Raw genomic sequence first — 21,240 nt, 5'->3', positions numbered from 1 at the left:
AAACCAATCAGCAGCATAGCTAAACCGCCGATTAAAAGCGCTTGTAAATCAGCCACTGAAATCTTGAGCAGTTTACTTAGGGAGTAGTCAAGCAACCAACTCAACCCCCAAGCAATCGCAATAGCTGCTAACAAGAATAAAACGGCTTTCATTGCCATTGGATGCAGACTCGCTATCCACCCCAAAAGGGAGAAAGCGACGCACCCGGCAACGAAGTAATTTGCCAGATACATCGCTTTCATTTAGTTAGTCCCTCCCGTCAACTTGGCTTTAATCGCATCAATCCGAGTGCGGGCATCACTGTCAGCTTTATCAATCCCTAAACCCAGTCGCGCATAACCGGGACGCAAGCTGTGCAAGTGCTTAGCCAGTCGAGTGTCTGAGCGTTTTTTACCCAGTTCATTATCAGCCACAACACCTTCATATTTGCGGTGATGGCGGTGAACTTTGGCATCGGCTTCTTCGACTTTTCCTAGTGCTTCATAGGCACGTTTAGATTGTTTTGCACCGTCGGTTTTCTCTTTTGCCAAGTCCTTCATAGCGTCCGCTTCTTCCTTCGTGAAATAGCGCGGTGCTGGCACAACTGGAACACTACGGATGCTAGAAAAATTACCAGGATTTAGCGGGGTGATAACGCTTGCGTCAGTGCTTGCTAAAACTGTTGATTTGTCGATAGCGTGGCCACCGTCGTTGCTGGCAGTGAGTTTTCCAGCATCAGAATTGCCCCCAAAAAGGCGTAGTTGTAAGCTCATAATTTTGTCCCGATTTGAATGTTGATGCGAACAGGTGAGGGAAATAAATTCAAGGGATTGATTTGTCGCCACATAGACATTGCCAGCACAAACACTCCCGCCGATGCGAGTACGAGTGCGATGAGTTGCCCAAAATCAACCCAGTCTAAAAAGCTGGTGGAATTCTGGCGGGTGAAGCCACACACAGGGAACGAACCGTCCTTAGTCCAATCTAGGGTGTCTACAGTGTCTACAGCTTGCGGGTCAAGCAGTTCAGGTGTTGTGTCTACAGTGTCTACACTTAAACTGTCTACAGTGTCTACATTCACTGGGTCAAGCGATTCACCGTCAACGAGGTACAGTTCTAGCAGCGCTTCCCACGTAGCAGTTTTAGAAAGCTTCCCAAACTGTCTGGCGTCTTCATTGGTGAAGCCACGGCCATAGGCGATCGCCCGCAAGTGGTCAATGCGACGGTAGCTGACGGTTGGCTTAGTCATGGCAAAACCCCATCAACTCAATCATTAAGAGTTGCGATCGTCCGTCAAGACAATCGTCTGAAAATGTCATAATTATTCGGCTCCAACCGTTGTAGATGAACGTTTGGGGAAGTCGTGGTTTGGCTAGCATTGTCAGTGCTCGTCAACCGCGCATCAATCTTCCTTAGTTACTCACGATTGCAGACTTACACTTCCTTGTCAACACAGGGACTGTAAAGTTTTGTTTCAAATTATTCGGCAAGCAACTCCATCACTTCGTCAGGCGTAATGCCATAAATAGCAGCTAGCAGTTTGATATTTTTCACATCACCTCCCAACTGTTTAAGCACTTCGATCGCACTACCCAGAGGAATAGCTTCCTTTGTGGAATGAGTTAGTAAGTCAATTGTCGTCTTAGTATTGGCTCGTTTTTTATAAGTGCCTTCATTCATCTGCGTTGAATGCCCCAAACTCTTAGCTCTTGTTTCTTGGGACATCCCTGCCATTTGACCGTTGAGATTAGCTAGGTGGCGTAAAGCGTGAGACTGAGTAAAACCCTTATTCCATCTTTTTAAAGTAGCCCACGCACGGTCATTATATGCACCAGAAATTGTCTTTGGATTGTTCGATGTCAACCTAACTTCAGGCAATTGCCCTAATTTGATTCCCAAGCGCTCGATTAAATCCGAATGAGTCGGAGGAAGCATTGGTACACACAATCGGTAGCCAGTCTTAGTCGTGGTTTCTAACTTGGTTTTTTCCCCTACTACGGCAATCATTTTCGTGTTACTTGGTTCACTCAGTGCCGGAATAGTAATGCCATCTTTTGTCTTAAACGGTTCGTTGACGTTCTGAATCGCGAACACTTCATGTACTCGAAAACCATACACCACCTGCATTGAGAATACCCACAACCATCGTTTGCGTGACTCTAAGTTATATCGCTTATCCTCGGAGATAGCTAAAACTTCTTCGTGAAATTTAAAAAATTCATCCACTGATATAGACTGAAGGTCTTCTCTAAACTGTGTCTGTGTGCCGTTAATTTCTTTAAGGCGAATAAGCAAGTCAGTGTTACCAATAGTCTCAGCAAGCTTACGCATAGCGCACAAGCAGTTTTTGAAACATTTAGTTCCTACTTGCTTGCTGTGAACTACCAGTAGAATGTCTGCCAGGTTCAGGACTGTATTTTGTGGCAATAACTTGAAATAGTGTCCGTAAACACATCGCCAACTATATTGGTGGCTAGGATTGTTCTTGTCGCGAGGTTGACGACGCTTTGTGTGTCCATCCCAATATTCTTTCTCTACTCTTGCTATCGCTTCACCGAACGTCATCAAATCATTTTTGATGACGTTCTTTTCTAGAATCACATCATCATACCAAGCCAAGAACTGAGACTCGGTTTTTAGTGATTCTAAAGCGCTAGCGACTAGGTGAGCCCTCCTCAAAGCATCAGTAATCCCTTGCATTGTCAGGTAACACCCACAGGCTTTATTGACTCGCTTGACGCCTAACTTGAATTGAAGTGTTATGTAGCCACCGCTAGCTTTCCTGTCTCTTTTTAGTCCTACGCCCTTGGGGCATTCCTTCTGTGCTTGTTTGAAGTAGTCCAGAATCCGCTCGTAACCAACCAGGTAGTCTCCAGTGGTACTTGCCGTGACTGGATTAGACTTTTCGCTCATCTTTCGCTCCCTACTATAAGAATGCCGAGTTTGCTTGCTGTAGACAGCGTACAGCAAGTCGCTCGGTATTCGCTCAAATCCAAAACAGGACTTTCAGAGTAGGCACAAAAAATGGCTAGAACAACGTAAAAGCGTCGATAGAGAACTCAGCGCTAATTCAAATCCCACCCTCTCCGTTTTTGAGAAAATGCCTAATTTTTGGGCGCTCGCAACTTGGTCAGACACACCCGATTTCAATTGACAGCCATAAAGGCCGAGAGTCGATCGCTCAAACTCCCCTCCACTCCAATAACTCCCATTGCTGGAACTCTCTTAGGGTTCCCAGGCTCACCCACCAACGCGGATGATTTTCCCTGTCTTCCAACAGGCTCCTCGGGCGTACTTTTATCCTGTTTCCGAGGGACTCTCGGTACAGCATCCAAATAAATTCCCAGTCCATCCAGGCCGCGCTGCAAAATAACTTTTGCAGCATCCACATCGGCATCCTCATGATGGCCGCACTCTTGGCAGATAAACTTCTCCAGATCTCGATTTGTGGGACTGACATACCCGCACTCGCTGCATTCCTGAGAGCTAAAGTGAGGTACCGCTTCATAAACCAGAACGCCCGCCCTTTCGGACAAAATCTTGACTTTCTGTTTTAAGGAACCCCAAGCAGCATCAGTAATGGCTTTGTTCAGTCCAGATTTAGCAGATTGACCGTTAGGCAAATACTTTCCGTTTTCATCCTGCTTTGGTTTGCAGCGTGCCATCATGCCTTGAATATTAAGATTCTCAAACACAATCAGGTCAAACTGCTTGACCAAGCTATTAGCTATCTTCCATTGGTAATCCTCTCGTCGATTAGCAACTTTTTGTTCCAGTCTTGCTAAGCGCTGGCAGGCTTTTCTTCTGCGGCGGGAACCTACAACCTTGCGGCTGATAGCACGGTTTAGTTGGGATCGCGGACGCTCCATCTGTTGATAAAATCTGGGATTGGCAATGGTTTGTCCCGTACTCAGAGACATTAGCTTCTTGATACCCAGATCTACTCCTACTGCTGTTTTAACTTGATTTGCTGCTGGAACATCTGGAACCGACTCATCTTGCAACAGAACAGAGATATAAAAGCCATCTGCTTTTTTCCGCACAGTGACGGAACGAATGCTGAAACCATTAAGAAACGGTCGGGACTGAAAAAAGGAAATCCAGCCAATACCGGGAAGTCGGACTTTATTCCCTTTAAAGGCGACATCTCCCGGCGGGTAGGTGAAAGAGCTAAATTTACCCTGTCGCTTTGTTTTCGGATATTTGCCCCATCCTCGGAAAAAGCGCCCAAAAGCAGCATCAACCTGTTTTAGCATTTGTTGCAAAACATGGTGATAGATTTCTCTATACCAAGGACGCTCTTGCTTCAGGTCAACCAAATTGGCATCTTGTTGAGCGAGTGGAGTCCTTTTCTTGCCTTTTGCTGTCCAAGGATTGCCGTACAAAGCACCTTTGCTTAACGAGCAAGCAAGGGGGCAACACTCGGCTTGAGTTTCTATGAAGCAGTAGTTCCCCATAACAGGAAATCTTGCTTGCTCGTAGGCTTCTGTTCGCTCCCTAACTCTAAAGTTGTATTGCAAGCGAAGCAAATGAATCCACCGCTCGATTGTTTGAGCTTGTTTGGGCGATGGATTCAGCTTGTAAACGTAAGCAAGCAGCATAGTGTACTAAGTTAACCAGGCTACTGATTGAGCAGATGAGCAACTTGCTGCGCTGTGGAATGGGAGATGCTAGCGCATGAGCTCACCCCATTAGGATTGAGCGTGTTGATCCGCTTGGCACTGAGAACTTTGGCAAAATCTGTAGCAGCCAGTTCCTCCATTGTCATGCCATCTTTGCAGTTTTGTCTTTTTTTCAATCCTCTGGCTGTTCGGAAATCTTCCGTAGTACCAATGATCGGCTGATACACCCTCGCCTTGCAATGAGCAAAGTGCAGTGGAGCCTGAACCCCATGTTCATACAACGCTGCCTCGTAAAAGTCTTCTTTGGGAATAGAGTCAAGACGGGCTCCAATATATTCACGGCTTTTGCCTTGCTTTTCCCAATTTTTAACTGCCCTTTGCCGACTACGGCGAACGCCGAGTTCTGGATCTACTTCTTCTTCAATCCTTTCTTTGACAGCATTTCGCGCCCAATCACGAAACTCTGTAGACAAGGATTCGGCATATTCGATGGCTATCTTGTCTATGGCATAAGTTCCACCGCCTATACCTCCCCGAGTTGATATCAGACCAACATCTTTAGCTAATTTTCTGACTTGGCTTGCCCAAGCTCTGTATTTTTTACATGCAGAGTTAGCGACTGGTTGTTCTACAAAAGTTCTCTCGACAACGGGTTTTAACTCAAGCTTAGCTTCAAGCACTAATTCCAACAGCCGTTCACAGATACGCTTCTGTATCAACCACTTATCTAGCTCTTGGGATTTAACAGACCCGGCAGCTTTCCACATATCGGTCAGGCAGATTAGCCCACCGTTTTGCTGACAATGAATCACTAAACCTTTGTAATTCATGTTCTTACTCCGTAATTTCCCCATCGCAAAAAAACCTCCACTAAAATCCAAAACAGTCTTGACATATTTGTGACCGTGTGGTACTAGCTAAGGGTTGACAAATGTGCTATGATAAAAGCACAAGAAACTCTAGACCGCAAGAAATTAAATTCTTGCAGCTCAGGTGTATAGCCCAAAGCCACTACCGAGCAAGATCCTTATCTGTGGGGATGGTGGGACTCGAACCCACAAAAACCCTGGCAGGTTATCCGGTTAGGAGCCGGATGCGTTTTCCAGTTCCGCCACATCCCCAAGTAGAATGCAGCGGCGATACTTTGAATTAGGAACTCAAAGCATCGTCGCTGTTTGTTAACGGAGAAAATATCATTTGCGGTGTCATCATCGTGTTGCTCGCATTATTTGACTCGGATTATTCGTTGCACAAATTTGAAGCATAAAGATTTCGACCAAGCTTTTTCCACCTTTTATGTGTCTCTGCGCCCCGACGCAATTCTACGCTCAAGGAGTTTTTGGCTCGCCAAAATTCCTCTTCAGATTCCGCGTCAAATATAGCTTCGACAATCCGATCGACTAGCATTGGCTCTTGACGATCGTTCAAAACCTTTTCTATGGATTCTGTAAAGGTCAGCCCCAGGTACTGAGGACGCTTCATCTGAACAGGGTTGCGCTGATGTTTGTTTTGAGAGCTTGCTTTTTCAAGACTTGCATCTTCAAAAGCAGAACTCACATTAGCTAGACCTTCTTTTAGATGTTTGTCTGCACCAAGAGAACTTGTTAAAGCTACTTGGCCCACATTCAAAGCCAGTGTTTCTGTTTCGGAAACCACATCTGTGGGTGTTGATGCAACTTCATCAGGAGCCACCAGCGCCAGCATACCTTCGTAATAAACAATACTTGCTTTTAGTTTTACAGCTTCCGCCTGTACTTCAGCAAGTTCCGACTTCTGCTGGTTAATTTGCTCTTTCAACCACTTAACGTGCTGTTCCCGCCCAACATCCTGTGCCATAGCTCCTAAAACTTTCTGTGCTTCTCAGACGATAACACAACAAAACAAATTTAGGAACAAAAACAAGAAAAGAATGTAAATATTTCTCAATCTTTAAATAACATAAGATACCGCTGCTAGCTCCCAACAAAAAAACACCCCCACAGGGGTGCAGTTGCTTACCAGGTAAATTTTCTAGCCAACATACTCAACTAAACTCTTCGTCATCCGCCGGGTCGCCGTAGGGGTCTTCGCTGGCCGGACTCACGTCGCCGAAAATTCCAGCATCCGCTGCGTAGTCTGCGGGGTCGCCGTAGGGGTCTTCGCTGGCCGGACTCACGTTACCGAACTGTCCGTAGTCGGTACCGGCGTAATCAGCCGGGTCGCCGTAGGGGTCTTCGCTGGCCGGAGTCACGTTGCCGTACTCTCCGTACTCAGCGGGGTCGCCGTAGGGGTCTTGGCTGGCGGGAGTCACGTTGCCATACTCTCCGTACTCAGCCGGGTCGCCGTAGGGGTCTTGGCTGGCTGGAGTCACGTTGCCGTACTGTCCGGCATTGGAGGCATCTTGGTAATTGCCATCAGGATCGAGTTGCTCGCTGTCTGGCCCGACGATCGCATCTTTTAACTTCCGCAAAAATCCGTCTACCATGATAAAGTTCCTCTTTTTTATGTGCTGAAAAACGAATGTTTTAGATTGGGAATCCCAGATTTAATTGAAAGTCACAGAACCTGCAATCTAAAATCTCAAATGCTTAGACTACTGTGCCGGAACAGGACTTGTAGCTTCCGGCAAGGTAGTAAGGTCTCGACCGGTATTTTGGTTGTTGTACCCCTGGAATTCGCGGTAACGCGCTGCCTCGGACTCCGGAACTTTAATTCCTTCAGGCGGGGGCGTTACCCAGACCGCGCGATTCTGGGCATCGCGGTAGTACACCCGACCGTTTTTGGAAAGGTAATGTTTTCCCTGCGGCCCCTTTTCTTGTTTATTTTTGTGCTGATTGTAGATGTAGTAAAGGGCGGCGGCTCCTGCTAAAGTAATCCCTACTTTTTGAGCATTGCTCAGTCCTTTTTTCGCTTGTGGGGAAGGAGTGGGGGCGCGATTAGTTTGCACTCCTCCAGCGCGAGTGTTGTCAACAGGAGGCGGGGGAGCGTAAGTTCGCTCGTCAGAACCGCAAGCACTCACAAAGGGAAAGGTCAGCAGCGTTGTCAGCAGCAGAGCCATGAAGCGCGATCTTTTGGGTTCGGGTTTGATTGTGTTCATTGCCGCTCCGAATAGTCGGGATTATAGGTAGGGTGTGTTCTGGCGAGGTTGAGGAACCTGAGCTGCTGCTAACAGTTTTTAGAGTAAATTAATTTCTCAAAGCACTTTTGACAAAAGTAGTTGCTGAGAATTTAACAGCGCAGGTACGGTATTGCGTTTCTAGATTAATCATCCTCAAATCTCTCGATGATTTACTCATTCCAGGGATATAAATAAAGTTTCTTTTATTTCAGTCTGGAGGTATATGCAAATGCGCGCCTTCGGGGAAAAATAAATTCCGTTTATGGACTGCTCAAAGCAAAGTGAAGCAGACGGAGGGGGGCGAGTGCCAAGCTCAAAGCAGCACTAGCGAGGGAAAGGAGGGGGGATGTATAAGTTTGGCGGTGTTTAATTGCGCCGGACTGCTTGTCAGAGATGCCTGCAATTTTTTCGTGGGAATTCTGGAGAGGTCGATCGCACTATTGTAGCAATATATTAACCGCAAAAGAAAGCTATGAAAGCTTTTCAGAACTTGTATGAAATTTAAAAATTTACTTACTGCTGCTTTGTCGATCGCAGTTATATTTACTGCGGCAAAATATCTAACTTTTTCAAATCAACAAAACCAAGTCAAGCAATTGCTGGAAACCAAACAGTGTCCCGAATGCAATTTCAGCAATGCCAACCTAAAAGGATTAGACTTGCAAGGAGTCAACTTGCAGGGAGCCAACTTAGAAGGTGCTAACTTATCAGGAACAAAGTTGACCAATGCCAACCTAAAAAATGCTAACTTAAATAAAGCCAACCTGACCGGAGCTGATTTGGGCTGTAGCGGCATTACTTTCAACCTTGAGGCTAATGAAAAAGAAGCAAATATGGATTTTAATGTCACCGCTGTTCCAGAACAGAATAACCCAGAAAATGCAGTAGTTGGTTTTAATATGAAAGCAACGGATCGAGGAGCGACAATGCGTTTCAACCTCATGGGATGCGCTGAATTCTCAAATGCTAGCTTGCAAGAAGCTAAAATGCCCGATGGCAAAATTCATCCTTAATTGCAGCCCATAAAGCAATCTGCTGTGTCATCATTTGTCAACTTCTTTTCATTCTTTCTGCTCTCTCTTTTCTCTTTCTCTGTGTCCTCTGTGGCCTCTGTGGTTCATTAAAAAAAAACCGCCACCTGTCAGTCAGTCGGCGGTTTTTTTAAGCAACTAACAGCCGCCTAAAATTAGTGAGCAGAACCGTTACCGTGATACTTGTCAGTATCGTAGAATCCGTTTTTTGTACCGAAGAACAGACAGCAAACGGTGAAAACTGCTGTCAAGACTGCTAAAACTAACTTAACGTCCATAATTTACCTGCTGTGGTTGAGTGAGTGCAAATACTCAGATTGTAGAATCTTTTTGGCTGGCGCGGCCATCTACCAGCGTAGCGCCAGATTTGCTGGGCTGTACTCTGGTGCGGCAGTTTCCTGACGGCGAGACGATTCGGGGAATTATAGTCGAAACCGAAGCTTACGGCCCGGGAGATCCCGCTTGTCACGCTTACCGACAGCGAACTCCACGCAATGAGGTGATGTTCGGGCCTGCGGGTATGAGCTACATTTACCTAATTTACGGGATGTATCACTGTTTTAACGTGGTGACGGATGCAGAGGGAGTTGCTAGTGGTGTGCTGATTCGAGCTTTGCAGGTAGATGTGGTTCCAAAAGAATTCGCTGCAATTCCTGATAAGAAGCGATCGCGCCTCGCCGCCGGGCCTGGGAAACTGTGTAAGGTACTGCTGATCGATCGAACTTTAAGCGGTTTTCCCTTGGGTTCCGGCCAACCGCTGCGGTTGGAACACCGGAGCGAGCACTTTCAGCAAGCTGTGGAGGAGGGTACAATAAATTTTGTACAAACTACGCGGATCGGGATTTCTCAAGGAATGGATTTGCCTTGGCGCTGGTATGTAGGGAACTCTACGGCTGTGTCACAACTCTAGTAATCTCAAAGGTATCAGTGTAAATTTTGTCCCTTATCTCAGTGAAATTATGGCTTACTCTTCTGAAAATCCGATCGTACAACTCAAAAAATGCCTAAGCCTGGTTCAGGATGTTAGCACTCACACCGAAGCCAACCGGGCCTTCGAGCAATTGTGTGGGATTATCGATGCTGAAAACCCAATGGCCGCCCAACTTTTGGAGATGCTGTGGGAAGAAGCAATTATGGCGAGGCGATCGGCTTTATTTTGGCAACAAATGAGCGATGTTGAGAAAGATATGGCTAATAGAATGATGGAAAATATGACGCAAATGCGGCAAAACTATTTGCGGCTGATGCAGGAAATGTAAGATTTGGTAATGGGGAATGGGTAATTGCTAATTAGTAATTGCCCGGACTCTGCCCCGAAACGAGAAAAACGAGTAGCAGAAGCAGATTTAACTGTGGCGAAACTCATCGTCCACCAGGCAATATGTGCGTATTGAGCGCAGTCGAACCAAGTGAAAGTGAAAATGAGATAAGCAATAGCAACCGCTTCAATACCGCCCATAGAATAATTCAGCGCTAAACAGACATAATATCCCCAAACTGCAATGCCAGCAACCAGCCCCAAAATGCCAACAGATAAAGTAGTATCCAGAATCCAATTGTGAGCTTTGTAAGTAGGAGTTTCTCTAGTGCTGATTTCACCTTTTATGTTAATATAGTTGTAAGTAAATTCGTCTAAATTTACAACGGTCGGAGTTACTTGAGCATTTCGGATGTATGGATAGGCGATGCCCAAACCGTCAAATCCCCATCCAAATAGCGGGCGTTTTTTGATGCCGCGCGCTGAGAGCGTCCACATGGGCGATCGGCTGGACATGATTTGGGCGATCGAAGGTTTGCTCCAATCTAGGGGTCTGCTGACAGTCATGATGCCAATAGCGATTATGGCGATCGGAACAATAGCTACAAGGATTTTGTAAGATTTGCCTCTCAGCAAATAGACACTCGCAACCATCAGAGCTAAAATAGCACTTCGGGTAGATGTTAGCAGCAGCGCGGGAACAGTTAAAATTAAAGTAATTGCAGTTAATTTAGTTGTGGTAAATCTCGAAAACCAACCGACAAGAACAGTAATTATTATTAATGCTAAAACTATGGCGGCGTGACCTCTGTGGGAATACAATCCGATGGGTTGCTGTCCTTGAAAAATGCTGCTGGCATTAACATCAGCTCTGATAATTTGCCCCATTGTGGCGGTGTAGTCGATCCGCCAGTCGATGATTTGGGGGAAGATACTAAGAGAAAGAATCATGCCGCCAATTAGCAGTCCTTGGAATTGGGAATTTATGAGTTGCGGGTGTACGATTAGGAGCAAGCTGTTGCTGAGGGTGAAGGCGGCGATTAACAGCCAGTAGAGCCAGCCATCTCCCATTTGGTCTTGACCGAAGAAAGAGGTTAAGGGGAAAGGACTTTGTAGAGTGGAGATAGCTCCGATTGAGAGAAAAATTGTCCACAGTATTAGCGAGATTTTCCACTGTCGGGGAATGGTTAGGGCTTTTCTTTGTTCCCACAAGAGGGCGAGATTGACTCCTACTATTAGCCAAATAATTAATACTTTGGGGGAAGTCCAGATGAGGCCCCGGCTGCTTCCCCAGGGGTTAATGAGGATGATGCTGAGGGTAAACAGCACGGTGTAGAGGGTTTTCATTACTCTTTGTTTTTCCGGTTTTTGAGTCTTTTAATTACAGGCAATACAGCTAGAGCAAATAAAGTTCCTAATGCGGTGGTTGGTTCGGGAACGGCTGCGGCGGCGAGGGCATCCTCCTCGGCTTTTTTAGATGAGACTTTTGGAGTTTTTGCGGTGAGAGTATCGTCAAGATACGATAGTTCTGGGTCTTCAAGTAAGTCGGCACTGATGCCTGCTAAATCTACTTCGTTATAATTGTTATCCTCTGAAGATAGTTCTGGGTCTTCAAGTAAGTCGGCACTGATTCCTCCTATATCTGCGTTATTTTCGTTGTTGTCTGTTGATGATAATTCTGGGTCTTCAAGTAAGTCGCTGCTGATACTGGCTAAATTTACTAGGTTTTCATCGTTGTCTGTTGATGATAATTCTGAGTCTTCAAGTAAGTCGCTGCTGATACTGGCTAAATTTACTTGGTTTTCGTTGCTGGAAGCTGATGATAGTTCTGGGTTTTCTAGTAAGTCACTGCTGATACTGGCTAGGTTCGCATTGTTCAAACTATTGTCTGTTGATGATAGTTCTGGGTCTTCGAGTAAGCCGCTGCTGATTGCTGTTAAGTAGTCAGTGTTAGCTTTGCTACTGCTCTCAAAAAGTGAGCTTTTCCGCAAGCTCTGGGCATTAGCGTTTGGTATCGCAGAAATGGGAACCGCCCGAATCGGACGCCCACCCGGACGGGGTGCTGGTGCTGGACGCGGACTCGGTGCTGGCGCTGGACGAGGGCTGGGTGAGGGTGATGTAGTAGTTGTTGTTGATGTTGAGACAACGACAGTTGATGATGTTGACCCCAGTGGAGATGTTGCCCAAGGTGCAGGTGTCGGCAAAGGTGATGGAGTCCAAGGTGAGGGCGTGGGCAAAGGTGATGGGGTTGGTGTTGCTGTTGCCCAGGGTGCAGGTGTCGGCCAGGGCGAGGGAGTCCAAGGTGAGGGCGTGGGCAAAGGTGATGGGGTTGGTGTGGGCGATGGTGATGGTGTGGGCGATGGTGATGGCGATGATGCCACACAACCTATTCCGCCGCCACCGCTGCCACTGCTGGCGATAATCGTGCTACCGCTTTTAGGAGAGAAACCTGGTGGACAAAGTGCAGATGGAGATGGATTTAGATTGGGAATTGGTGGAAATGATGGAATTGGAATTACGGGAATTGGAATTACGGGAACTGGAGTCGGAGTTGGCTTTGGAACGGGAGCGGGGACGGGAACTGGTTGTTTCCGGCGAAATATTTGATTTCTCCAACCCCATTTGATTCCATTGTAAATTATGACTTTCCTGGTTGTGCTTTGTGGAATAAAAACCTCTTCCACTAAGTATAGTTCCGCATTCCAGGTATGATTGTTCAAGGGATCTGCTCTATATGGTGAATCTCCAAAATACTTGTATGTAGATAAACTTCCTTCATAACCGGAATAGTACGGGCTTATTTGTCCTCGCTTGATGTCAAGAATATTTTCAATGTCATTATGTATGTCAGTTGTGAGACTGTGGTTACTCTTCACCCGTTGAATCCACTTGAGTTTTGTGGGATTTGCACTCTTAATTTTTGGGTCGTTACCTTTGGGATCGAACTGTAAATAAATATTAGACCCAACTCCTCCTTCTGTCGAGAGCATTCCGCAGTCAGTTTGAGGACCGCAGGCGTAATAATCTTTAATGTTAAAACTTCCCTCTAATTCTTGTCCTGTCTCAAAAATCCATTTGCCCGGATACCTTCTCGAAAAATCGGCTAGCAAGCTTTTAAGCTCATTAGTTCCACCTGGTTTAATAACAGTAGGTGGAACGATCCAAGCCGCACCCTCCGCATCTCCCACAGTGTAGGGGACATAGTAGTCTGGATTTGTTAATAACTTAATAGTAAAGGCAACTCCCGGCTGAGCTGTGAGTGTGATTAAAACTGTTGTTGTGAACAAAGCTAAAGGATACTGTTTCGATACCATTTTTTTGCTCCTCATAAGTTAATAGCTAAAAAAAGATTAGCTTTTTTTGAAATCATCTACGGAGAGTCACCAGGACTCAACTTCACATCATCGGTGCACTATACGAAATTCTTCATAGGGCGTAGCAACCGCACCCGTCCACATAGGTTCTAAGAATTGCCATGGTGTCATCCCTACATCAATTTTTCCTGTTTTCGAGCGGTTTTTATAACTAAACCTAACACTATATACACCTGGTCTCAGATTGTACAAACTCCAAACTCCACCAGTACCGTCATAGCCTGTAAGTCTAAGCTGAAAGTCACGCCAACAGAGCTGACAATTTATAAAAAATGTCAAACTTTCTTTGGGATGAACCAACAAAAAATCTGATGCTGTCGGTAAGTTAGTTGCATTTCTAGCATAACTTCGTTGTATTAATTTCCCATTCTCTCGCTTGATTTCGGGCGACAAGCAGAAAAACATAAACCTATAGGATATAGGGGAATTGTTAGTAAGGCTAATTCCAAACTGTACCTTTGTTTTACTCTCTACATTTGGAATTTTTAGTTCTCGCTCTGGGACTAATGTTTCAAACTGGATACCATCAACTTCAACAGCATTATTTTTACTTGATTCGGGAACAGTCATGATGTTTGTCCTCCTTATTTTCGATCCTAATTCATCTCAAAGCTCTATTAAGCGAAATTCAACAAAGGGAGTATCCACCCACCCAGTCCAAACTTTTTCTATTGGCCGAGTTGCAATCGACTCCCCAGCAAGATTTTTCTTTGGTATGGTGTCGCTCGCATTGTAATACTGGAAGCGGAAGTGATATATACTTGGCTTGAGTTCGTCAAAAGAGCCTGCGCCACCATTTCCGCTAGAGACAATAAGAGAAAATTGGCTATGATTAGTCCAGAAGAGGCTGATACCTGGAAAAAATGTCACACTCTTTCCAGGTGGAACTAACAGAAAGTCAGATTCTTCAATCGCTCTCATCCAGTCGTTAGCATAACCACTCCACTTCACCTGACCCTCTGGACTTACAAGTTCTGGGGAAAAACTGGCACAGAAGAGGAAGTGAAATGGGGTTAGAGTATTATTTGCGATCCGGATACCAATCTCTACAGATTGGTATGAACTCTCACTCTTATTTGGCAGGGTTAACAATGGTTCCGGTATGAGAGTTTCAAAACTAATCCCATCTACTTCCACTGCACTGTTATTCAATCCAACAGGTTGAATTAGGCGAAAATTAGCTAAGGGAGTTACCAACTGACCGATCCCAGTTACTTCTATTTTCTCTAGAGGTACTTCTTTTCCCTCTAGTATTTTTCTAATGTTAAAAACAGTGAATGGATTTGTGTATACTATCGTCCCAGTCGGAGTTTCATAAGTGAATTGAACCTGATATTTGCCTGGCCCAAGAGTATCAAAAGACCAAGATTTATCGAGGTCAATAGGGCTTGCATCGTAGGTTGGGCGATGTAATATCAGTTGAAGTAAATTATTTTGCCAAGACAGTCTTCCCTCCATAGAGGTGGATATCTGCTGTCTGATCCCAACTAAGGAGCCATGATATTCTCCGTTCCCAACTTGCCTATTTATCGGTTCTCTTCGGTGCAGTGCTTGACCATCTGGCCCGAATATTTCTGGAATTAAAGCATCATAATCTATAGCCAAGGGAATAGCGACTGGTGTATTATTAGTCAGGCTGACAGTAAAGCTGAATTCAGCAGTGACACCGGGCTTATTTTCGGGGATGGAGATTGCCACAAATTCTGGCCATTCCATTTTCAATTGAAGGTCATTTTCTTTCAGTTGAAGGTCATTTTGTTTGAACTTTTTGCTGCGCTTAGATTTTCTAGATGCCATGTTTGTTACCTTTTCAAGTTTTAAATCTTGATTTCCGACAGCTTGTATACTTCCATCGGTTACTACCAGGAGCGCCGCCATTACTAAAGCTAATAAAAACCGGAGAAAATACCTCATCGTTCGCCCCCTGAATTACAAGACAATCAACGAAAAAACCAGAACTACACCGCCGCACCAATTATCATAAGCCAAACAGGACTTCTCCCAACGGACACTCGACTCTCCGGGATGTTCAACCAAAGTATACTTGTAATATCCCAATACACGCTGACAATCATTCTTCTGCGGTGCAGAATTCGGTCAATAATAGGAAGATTTTGACCAATAATTGTCTGGCATACTCTGCCGTATACTGGGCTGATAACCGTAAGTTAAATCCAGCCTTGAACGAGGAGGAAAGCCTTCTTGAAGAGCAAGTTCTTTCTGCGTTACCTGCACAAAATCCAGACTTCAACTCAAAGGTTAGAAAGGGTTCAATTGTTTGATGGTAACTGATACAAAACTCGGTACGTGCGAGCTTTTTAGTTGAAGAGAGTGAGATTTGTCCCAGGAATGCTTTTCGCTGCGGTGTTTTTCCAGTAGTTCATAACTATTCATTCGATTTCCCTGATTAATGAATTGATAGCTAACAATTGAACTGATGCACTAAAATTAGCATGACTATTTGGATATAAATACAGGGTTTATACGGAGCTTTTTGGAATTCAGTTTGTATCTGAAACTAATGCTCAACTAGAGATTTATCTGTTAAAAAGAAGTTAACTTCACAGAATCTTTATAAAAAAATCTGAGTTCCGGCGTTTCGGATCGGTTGTTGTCAAAAGCGTCAAGAGGACTGCTGGAAATGAAATTGGCACTCTCGCACACAAGCTAACTTTACACAATCTTCACAAAAGAGAGAAATTGTGTCAACTTAACACTTATGTAACAGGACTTACGTATCGCACACAGACTAAAGAAACCGGGTTTTTTACCGAATCTGCGGGTTACAATCAAAGATTTCCGTAAAAAAACCCGGTTTCTGAGCCCCCATGCGTCCATGACTGTTGATATAAAATCCGGGTGCACTGAAATTATTTGTTTGTAAAATTTGGTAAAATTCGCAGTTGCGGTTTTTTCGTCATACCGCAACTGCAAACTTTTCCTACTTCATTAAAGCAGCACCGCAGTTGTAAAGTTCCCGCGCGTAATCAGTCCAAGTTCCCTGTCCCCAATAGCGGAAACAGCTTGTTTGCACCAACAAATTGTAAAGCAAAGCTTGCTGGTATTCAAACTGCTTGGTAACTGTCGCATCTTGCTGCAACAGCGGGTCGTATTTTTGGTGAAATGCAGCGCTGAGTAGATTCATCGGTTCTAAGACATTTTCGTAGCCTTTCACCCAACTCAAATCGTTAGTCCAAGAAGCACCATCCATGTGAAAATTATGGTCTGTTTGCTTGAGTTGGGCGATCGCACTTTCCACTTTTTCCGGCGTCGCACTATCAGGATCGACTAGGTGCCAGATTTTGTGCTGGTTAACCCCTTGACAAATCGGATAATCATCAGGATTAACACCCGCCGCTTCAATAATCTCCAAATATTCAGTGCCGTTTAAACCAACAACACCGGATTTTCCCCCGCCTTGTTCGCGGTTTTCGTGCCAAGCTTTGACAAAAGCGCTGGGAAATTCATTCATCATCACGCCGCCATTTTCGCCGTCGGCAATCTGAGTGACTAAAGAAGGAACTGTGACATTGCCAATTTGCTGCTTATTGCGTCCTTTTGCTTCGTAATAAGGCTGCATTTGACCAACCAATTTCGTATCTGAACCTTGGGTTTTAATCAAAGCCGTGATGCTGATTGTTTCGCCGTGAGAATTGCGGGCCACTAAACGGTTGGGAATGTATTTTTGATCTTGCGACAATCCCGAACCGTCGGGATTTTCTACAGAATGTTCTTGCACCATCAGCCAGCGATAGCCGCATTCTTTCAAAGCTTTGATGTATTCGTAAAGTGTATCTGGGTGATTGGGAAAGTGCATTTCTGGGGGCGAAAAACCTTTGACGCGCTTCAGGGCATCCAAGCCAAAAATGGCCGCAAAATGATGTTGCCATGCTTGAATTTGAAGTTTGATGTCGGGAATGGGAGTTGAGGGAATGACGGCGTGACTCCACATTGTGCCCAGCCATTCTACGTGAGGTTGATATTGAGGATCGCAGGTAATCCGCTTGAGATTATCAAAGATATCGTCGCGTCCCATTTGGCGCAATCCCCACAATAAGTTGCCCGAATAGTCGAGCATAATGCGCGGGTTGCAGCCTTCGGCAATCAGTTGGGGAATAAATTCTCCCATGCGGGAATAGCACCAAGCAAACACTCCGGCGTTGTGGTTGTCTCCTTGGTTGGGATGTTCAAACATATGCTGGAGATTGCAGATCAGTTCGCCGTTTGCACCCGCAGGAATGGTGGGTTGGTGCATATGCAGGGCGCAGGCGAATCCGGCTTGAATGTTTTCTAGGCGCAGATTTGTGGTAGGTAGAAAGATTGGTTCGTTGCTATTGGCTGCGGCCTTAATTTCCGCTTCGGAGCCGCAAATATTGGGTAATCCTGAGTTGATTTCTTGTAAAATGGGTAAATTGGGAGATTGTGCGATCGCAGGCATAAATTTTTCTCAACAATTGTGGAGGAACCGTGTCTGCTATTGCTAAGATAGCTAGATACTTTAACAGTAGCAGAGGATGTCTGCAAAAGATAAATTTCACAGGATAAGTCCGGGAGCGCGGCAGATCCTAATCTTGGGTAAAATGTTTAACACATTTCACGTAAATAGGCGAGGTAAATTATGAAATACGAAATCAAGGTTTTGGAACCAACCGATTTGTGGTACGTTCAAAATAACATCAATCCAGAAACGAACAAGTTTTACCATCCCACTAAGAATATTCCCCTCGTTCAGCAAGCGGAAATTAACTTGAACAATTCGGGAGTGATTGTTCAAAAAGGTGCGCTGCATTGGTGTATGGGGAAATTGACTTCCGGTGTTTATAAAACGGATAACCGTTTAAAAGATATGTGGGTATCTTTGACAACGGAAATGGACTACAATGCTCCTGTATATCAAGGCACTGGTACGGTGAAATTGGAACCGAGACAAAAAGGCTATTTCCTGCATTATACGCCGATCGCTCTGTCGGATGGGGAGCAGTGGGAATTTGATGACGGTGTATTTCAGTTTTGTTCGGACAATGTAGTTATCGGTGCTAAAAAACTGAAATTCCGACAAGTGGCTGCTTCTAATGACGGTAGGTGGAGAATTGCTGTTACAGCTTTGCGCGAGCAAAAAGCTATAGTTGTAGCTGCTACAAATTCACCGGCTAAGGTTGTCGAACTCAAACAAGGTGAAACTTTGATAGCTGATTGCGATTTGGTGAAAGGATTTACCAAGGGGATTGAAGAAGATTATCGAAAATTAGGTCATTTTGGCAAAGGCGGTGGAGAGGGTTATGTTTGGTATTATCAGGGGAAAGGTAAATTATTAATATGTGAAAATGATGCTATGGGTTTGGGTTGAGTTATTGCATTTTTTTCGATCGGTATGAGAATTATGAGTGGGATTTATGTAAGATAAGGAGGAAGAAACATCGCACACAAATTTGCAGGCATGAAAGTGTCTGAGATTCTCAAAGGTAAAAAAGGTAGTATAAAACAAGCACAGATTCCGGCCAATTCGCCAAGTTGGGAAGAATTTAGCGAAATGATATGGGAGCAAATAGAAAGAGGTGCTGAAGAAAATATCCCAGGCTTTAAGATGGTTCGCAAATTGTTGAGCGATCGGAGATTTGATAGATGAAAAATAATGGATTTGACCAACTAATATTATTTTTGCAAAAATTGGAAAAACAGGCGATCGATTACAGTTTAGCGCATCATCGCGATGAAGCTATGATGGTAATTGTAGCTGTACCTGGGGAACGGTGGGAAATTGAATTTTTGAGTGATGGTTCGGTGGAGGTAGAGAAGTTTGTCAGTAAGGGAGAAATTGTTGGAGAAGAAGCTTTGAGTGAGTTATTCGATCGCTATTCGGAACTAGACGAGACAAATGGCGATTTGACTCAAAAGATTGAGTTGACAAATGCGAGAAGATGAGTTATGTTTTGCAGAATTTGCGATCGAGTTGCAGCAATGCCGAAACGATATCGCCCATCGCAACCGCCGCAAATTCGGCTTCTGGGAGCCCGATCGCCCTGTATTCCCAATGGCCTACTTGCTTATTTGGCGAGAAACCATATACTTTGTCATGTTAAGAAAATATCTTTTTGATTCATCCAGGAGCGAGAAAAAAAATGTACATTGTACAAATTGCCTCGGAGTGCGCCCCCGTCATCAAAGCAGGAGGTTTGGGCGACGTAGTTTACGGTTTGAGTCGGGAGTTGCAGAATTCCGGCCACTGCGTCGAGATTATTCTACCCAAGTACGACTGCATGAGGTACGACCACATTTGGGGACTTCACGAGGCCTACCGGGATCTGGCTGTGCCCTGGTACGGCGGCGAAATCCTCTGTGATGTCTTGTGCGGCTGGGTGCACGGGCAGTTGTGTTTTTTCATCGAACCTCGCTCTCAAGATAACTTTTTTAATCGCGGCTGTTATTACGGGTGCAATGACGACAATATGCGGTTTGCATTTTTCAGCAAAGCCGCTTTGGAATTTTTGCTCAGAAGCAACAAGCGTCCCGATGTGATTCACTGTCACGATTGGCAAACGGGTTTGATTCCAGTCATGCTGTTTGAAATTTACAAATACAATTGGATGGAAAATCAGCGAGTCTGCTATACCATTCACAATTTCAAACATCAAGGCATGGGGGGTAGCGATATTTTGAATGCAACGGGTTTGAATCGAGAGGATTATTATTTTGATTACGATCGCCTCCGAGATAACTTTAACCCTTTTGCTATCAACTTTATGAAAGGCGGCATTGTTTACTCGAATTTTGTCACCACGGTTTCGCCCCACCATGCTTGGGAAGCTCATATGGGCGAGTGTGGCTACGGTTTGGGGCACACCTTGCATTTATATCAAGAGAAGTTTCGCGGGGTGCTCAACGGCATTGATTACGATGTGTGGAATCCTGAGACCGATCGCTATATTCCGCACCACTACAATCAGGAGGATTTGGCAGGAAAAGCCAAAACTAAAAAAGCTTTGCGCGATCGGCTGTTATTGCGCGATGCTGACAAGCCTATTATTACCTTTATCGGTCGTTTAGACGACCAAAAAGGTGTCCATCTCGTCCACCATGCAATTTATTACTCTCTGAGTAAGGGAGCGCAATTCGTGCTTTTGGGTTCCGCGACGGAAGCGGGAATTAACGCGCATTTCCAGCACGAAAGACAGTTTTTAAATGATAATCCAGACTGCCATTTAGAACTAGGTTTTAATGAGGAACTGTCGCACTTAATTTACGCCGGTGGGGATATGATTGTGGTTCCCAGTAATTACGAACCCTGCGGGCTGACTCAGATGATCGGGTTGAGGTACGGCACTGTTCCTGTGGTGCGGGGAGTTGGCGGTTTGGTGAATACTGTGTTCGATCGAGATTACGACACCCGCCACCTGCCGGAAGAACGCAACGGTTACGTGTTTTACCAAACCGACTACTCGGCTTTAGAGTCGGCGCTTGATCGGGCGATCGGATTGTGGTATGACTATCATGATGAATTTGAAAAACTCATGCTTCAAGGCATGAATTGTGACAATTCGTGGAAATATCCAGCTAAAGACTATGTGGAAATTTACGAGCTAATTAGACACAAATAAGCCGTAGGATCTCAGATGCTGCACCATTGTCAAGAACGGGCTCTGGGGCCCGTCCCACAAAGAATGAGTTTTCTCGCTTCACAGGCCGAAAAGCCTGTTCATAAAAGGCTTATTGAGAATGGTGCAACATCTCAGATGAAATTGTTGTGGGGAGTAGGGGTTGGGCGTCCCGCCCGCCCGAAAAATACAACGCAAGATGCCCGACAGCTTAGGATCGCGAATTAAATAACTTACAATTTTAATTGTTATTGTGGGATGGGCGTCCCGCCCGTCCAAAAAGGACG

Annotated in this window: 25 protein-coding genes and 1 tRNA gene; 8 read left to right on the top strand and 18 right to left on the bottom strand. The window is 45.1% G+C overall.

All coding sequences use genetic code 11. The features are described from left to right. From QUB24_RS30520 to QUB24_RS30475, 10 genes are all read right to left on the bottom strand, one after another. Positions 1-242, bottom strand: a 242-nt coding sequence (locus tag QUB24_RS30520) for a hypothetical protein (RefSeq protein ID WP_333157315.1), incomplete at its 3' end; no start/stop codon positions are given. Continuing rightward, positions 243-752 carry a hypothetical protein gene (locus QUB24_RS30515; RefSeq protein ID WP_333157314.1) on the bottom strand — a complete coding sequence of 170 codons (510 nt, stop codon included), beginning with the start codon at positions 750-752 and terminating at the stop codon, positions 243-245. Beyond that, a complete protein-coding gene (locus QUB24_RS30510; protein ID WP_333157313.1) occupies positions 749-1,228 on the bottom strand; it encodes a hypothetical protein in 480 nt (159 codons plus the stop codon). Before QUB24_RS30510 ends, QUB24_RS30515 begins: the two co-directional genes overlap by 4 nt. Positions 1,229-1,458: 230 nt before the next feature. After that, positions 1,459-2,892 carry a hypothetical protein gene (locus QUB24_RS30505; RefSeq protein WP_333157312.1) on the bottom strand — a complete coding sequence of 478 codons (1,434 nt, stop codon included), beginning with the start codon at positions 2,890-2,892 and terminating at the stop codon, positions 1,459-1,461. 233 nt (positions 2,893-3,125) lie between these two features. Then, a complete protein-coding gene (locus QUB24_RS30500) occupies positions 3,126-4,580 on the bottom strand; it encodes a transposase (protein WP_333157311.1) in 1,455 nt (484 codons plus the stop codon). A 20-nt stretch (positions 4,581-4,600) separates the two neighbouring features. Next, positions 4,601-5,431, bottom strand: coding sequence for a KilA-N domain-containing protein (locus QUB24_RS30495; RefSeq protein ID WP_333157310.1), 831 nt, complete (start codon positions 5,429-5,431; stop codon positions 4,601-4,603). 204 nt (positions 5,432-5,635) lie between these two features. After that, positions 5,636-5,722, bottom strand: a tRNA-Arg gene (locus tag QUB24_RS30490). A 118-nt stretch (positions 5,723-5,840) separates the two neighbouring features. Then, positions 5,841-6,437: a hypothetical protein gene (locus QUB24_RS30485; RefSeq protein WP_333157309.1), complete on the bottom strand. Its 597-nt coding sequence runs from the start codon at positions 6,435-6,437 to the stop codon at positions 5,841-5,843. A gap of 187 nt (positions 6,438-6,624) precedes the next feature. Then, positions 6,625-7,065, bottom strand: a complete 441-nt coding sequence (locus tag QUB24_RS30480; protein WP_333157308.1) for a translation initiation factor — start codon at positions 7,063-7,065, stop codon at positions 6,625-6,627. Between the two features lie 108 nt (positions 7,066-7,173). Continuing rightward, entirely contained in the window at positions 7,174-7,677 is a 504-nt protein-coding gene (locus QUB24_RS30475) for a hypothetical protein (protein ID WP_333157307.1), read from the bottom strand. Between the two features lie 515 nt (positions 7,678-8,192). Between QUB24_RS30475 and QUB24_RS30470 the strand changes: the two genes are divergently transcribed. After that, positions 8,193-8,711 carry a pentapeptide repeat-containing protein gene (locus QUB24_RS30470; protein WP_333157306.1) on the top strand — a complete coding sequence of 173 codons (519 nt, stop codon included), beginning with the start codon at positions 8,193-8,195 and terminating at the stop codon, positions 8,709-8,711. 173 nt (positions 8,712-8,884) lie between these two features. On the opposite strand, the gene QUB24_RS30465 is transcribed toward QUB24_RS30470, so the two are convergent. Next, positions 8,885-9,007, bottom strand: coding sequence for a hypothetical protein (locus QUB24_RS30465; RefSeq protein WP_006633228.1), 123 nt, complete (start codon positions 9,005-9,007; stop codon positions 8,885-8,887). Between the two features lie 20 nt (positions 9,008-9,027). On the opposite strand from QUB24_RS30465, the gene QUB24_RS30460 reads away from it, so the two are divergent. Both QUB24_RS30460 and QUB24_RS30455 read left to right on the top strand, forming a co-directional pair. Further along, the gene (locus tag QUB24_RS30460; RefSeq protein WP_333157305.1) at positions 9,028-9,639 is read left to right on the top strand and encodes a DNA-3-methyladenine glycosylase; all 612 of its coding nucleotides are present in this window, start codon (positions 9,028-9,030) and stop codon (positions 9,637-9,639) included. Positions 9,640-9,688: 49 nt separating this feature from the next. Beyond that, positions 9,689-9,988 carry a hypothetical protein gene (locus QUB24_RS30455; RefSeq protein WP_006633230.1) on the top strand — a complete coding sequence of 100 codons (300 nt, stop codon included), beginning with the start codon at positions 9,689-9,691 and terminating at the stop codon, positions 9,986-9,988. Here QUB24_RS30455 and QUB24_RS30450 read toward each other — a convergent pair. Beyond that, positions 9,961-11,334, bottom strand: coding sequence for an O-antigen ligase family protein (locus tag QUB24_RS30450; RefSeq protein ID WP_333157304.1), 1,374 nt, complete (start codon positions 11,332-11,334; stop codon positions 9,961-9,963). The two genes, QUB24_RS30455 and QUB24_RS30450, sit on opposite strands and share 28 nt — an antisense overlap. Further along, complete coding sequence (locus QUB24_RS30445) at positions 11,334-11,867, bottom strand: hypothetical protein (RefSeq protein ID WP_333157303.1); 534 nt, start codon at positions 11,865-11,867, stop codon at positions 11,334-11,336. Before QUB24_RS30445 ends, QUB24_RS30450 begins: the two co-directional genes overlap by 1 nt. A gap of 67 nt (positions 11,868-11,934) precedes the next feature. Here QUB24_RS30445 and QUB24_RS30440 point away from each other — a divergent pair, with 67 nt between their 5' ends. Beyond that, a complete protein-coding gene (locus QUB24_RS30440) occupies positions 11,935-12,594 on the top strand; it encodes a hypothetical protein (RefSeq protein WP_333157302.1) in 660 nt (219 codons plus the stop codon). A 794-nt stretch (positions 12,595-13,388) separates the two neighbouring features. Here the strand turns inward: QUB24_RS30440 and QUB24_RS30435 are convergent. The 4 genes from QUB24_RS30435 to QUB24_RS30420 all read right to left on the bottom strand — a co-directional run bounded on the left by QUB24_RS30435 (position 13,389) and on the right by QUB24_RS30420 (position 17,799). Beyond that, entirely contained in the window at positions 13,389-13,931 is a 543-nt protein-coding gene (locus QUB24_RS30435) for a hypothetical protein (protein WP_333157301.1), read from the bottom strand. Between the two features lie 36 nt (positions 13,932-13,967). Continuing rightward, a complete protein-coding gene (locus tag QUB24_RS30430) occupies positions 13,968-15,239 on the bottom strand; it encodes a hypothetical protein (protein ID WP_333157300.1) in 1,272 nt (423 codons plus the stop codon). A gap of 381 nt (positions 15,240-15,620) precedes the next feature. Next, complete coding sequence (locus QUB24_RS30425; protein WP_333157299.1) at positions 15,621-15,755, bottom strand: hypothetical protein; 135 nt, start codon at positions 15,753-15,755, stop codon at positions 15,621-15,623. Positions 15,756-16,302: 547 nt separating this feature from the next. Beyond that, positions 16,303-17,799, bottom strand: a complete 1,497-nt coding sequence (locus QUB24_RS30420) for a glycosyl hydrolase family 57 (protein ID WP_333157298.1) — start codon at positions 17,797-17,799, stop codon at positions 16,303-16,305. 180 nt (positions 17,800-17,979) lie between these two features. On the opposite strand from QUB24_RS30420, the gene QUB24_RS30415 reads away from it, so the two are divergent. The 4 genes from QUB24_RS30415 (at position 17,980) to glgA (ending at position 20,956) form a co-directional block, all read left to right on the top strand. Then, positions 17,980-18,708: an AIM24 family protein gene (locus QUB24_RS30415; RefSeq protein WP_333157297.1), complete on the top strand. Its 729-nt coding sequence runs from the start codon at positions 17,980-17,982 to the stop codon at positions 18,706-18,708. Between the two features lie 90 nt (positions 18,709-18,798). Further along, the gene (locus QUB24_RS30410; RefSeq protein WP_333157296.1) at positions 18,799-18,987 is read left to right on the top strand and encodes a hypothetical protein; all 189 of its coding nucleotides are present in this window, start codon (positions 18,799-18,801) and stop codon (positions 18,985-18,987) included. Next, positions 18,984-19,283 carry a hypothetical protein gene (locus QUB24_RS30405; RefSeq protein ID WP_333157295.1) on the top strand — a complete coding sequence of 100 codons (300 nt, stop codon included), beginning with the start codon at positions 18,984-18,986 and terminating at the stop codon, positions 19,281-19,283. The genes QUB24_RS30410 and QUB24_RS30405 overlap by 4 nt, the downstream gene beginning before the upstream one ends. A gap of 197 nt (positions 19,284-19,480) precedes the next feature. Further along, positions 19,481-20,956, top strand: coding sequence for a glycogen synthase GlgA (glgA, locus tag QUB24_RS30400; RefSeq protein WP_333157294.1), 1,476 nt, complete (start codon positions 19,481-19,483; stop codon positions 20,954-20,956). A 78-nt stretch (positions 20,957-21,034) separates the two neighbouring features. On the opposite strand, the gene QUB24_RS30395 is transcribed toward glgA, so the two are convergent. Further along, the coding region (locus QUB24_RS30395) for a hypothetical protein (RefSeq protein ID WP_333157293.1) at positions 21,035-21,240 on the bottom strand (206 nt) is incomplete at its 5' end.

The organism is Microcoleus sp. B9-D4 (assembly GCF_036705105.1).
Lineage (GTDB): Bacteria > Cyanobacteriota > Cyanobacteriia > Cyanobacteriales > Microcoleaceae > Microcoleus.
Note: the sequence above shows the minus strand (reverse complement) of the source record. Positions and strands in the feature narration are given on the sequence as shown.

Coding starts and splice junctions, on each gene's coding strand:
- QUB24_RS30420 (WP_333157298.1), bottom strand. CDS start 17,799: ATGCCTGCGATCGCACAATCTCCCAATTTACCCATTTTACAAGAAATC.
- QUB24_RS30425 (WP_333157299.1), bottom strand. CDS start 15,755: ATGAATAGTTATGAACTACTGGAAAAACACCGCAGCGAAAAGCATTCC.
- QUB24_RS30415 (WP_333157297.1), top strand. CDS start 17,980: ATGAAATACGAAATCAAGGTTTTGGAACCAACCGATTTGTGGTACGTT.
- QUB24_RS30470 (WP_333157306.1), top strand. CDS start 8,193: ATGAAATTTAAAAATTTACTTACTGCTGCTTTGTCGATCGCAGTTATA.
- QUB24_RS30505 (WP_333157312.1), bottom strand. CDS start 2,892: ATGAGCGAAAAGTCTAATCCAGTCACGGCAAGTACCACTGGAGACTAC.
- QUB24_RS30475 (WP_333157307.1), bottom strand. CDS start 7,677: ATGAACACAATCAAACCCGAACCCAAAAGATCGCGCTTCATGGCTCTG.
- QUB24_RS30480 (WP_333157308.1), bottom strand. CDS start 7,065: ATGGTAGACGGATTTTTGCGGAAGTTAAAAGATGCGATCGTCGGGCCA.
- QUB24_RS30510 (WP_333157313.1), bottom strand. CDS start 1,228: ATGACTAAGCCAACCGTCAGCTACCGTCGCATTGACCACTTGCGGGCG.
- QUB24_RS30435 (WP_333157301.1), bottom strand. CDS start 13,931: ATGACTGTTCCCGAATCAAGTAAAAATAATGCTGTTGAAGTTGATGGT.
- QUB24_RS30485 (WP_333157309.1), bottom strand. CDS start 6,437: ATGGCACAGGATGTTGGGCGGGAACAGCACGTTAAGTGGTTGAAAGAG.
- QUB24_RS30430 (WP_333157300.1), bottom strand. CDS start 15,239: ATGGCGGCGCTCCTGGTAGTAACCGATGGAAGTATACAAGCTGTCGGA.
- QUB24_RS30515 (WP_333157314.1), bottom strand. CDS start 752: ATGAGCTTACAACTACGCCTTTTTGGGGGCAATTCTGATGCTGGAAAA.
- glgA (WP_333157294.1), top strand. CDS start 19,481: ATGTACATTGTACAAATTGCCTCGGAGTGCGCCCCCGTCATCAAAGCA.
- QUB24_RS30405 (WP_333157295.1), top strand. CDS start 18,984: ATGAAAAATAATGGATTTGACCAACTAATATTATTTTTGCAAAAATTG.
- QUB24_RS30410 (WP_333157296.1), top strand. CDS start 18,799: ATGAAAGTGTCTGAGATTCTCAAAGGTAAAAAAGGTAGTATAAAACAA.
- QUB24_RS30455 (WP_006633230.1), top strand. CDS start 9,689: ATGGCTTACTCTTCTGAAAATCCGATCGTACAACTCAAAAAATGCCTA.
- QUB24_RS30465 (WP_006633228.1), bottom strand. CDS start 9,007: ATGGACGTTAAGTTAGTTTTAGCAGTCTTGACAGCAGTTTTCACCGTT.
- QUB24_RS30500 (WP_333157311.1), bottom strand. CDS start 4,580: ATGCTGCTTGCTTACGTTTACAAGCTGAATCCATCGCCCAAACAAGCT.
- QUB24_RS30450 (WP_333157304.1), bottom strand. CDS start 11,334: ATGAAAACCCTCTACACCGTGCTGTTTACCCTCAGCATCATCCTCATT.
- QUB24_RS30495 (WP_333157310.1), bottom strand. CDS start 5,431: ATGAATTACAAAGGTTTAGTGATTCATTGTCAGCAAAACGGTGGGCTA.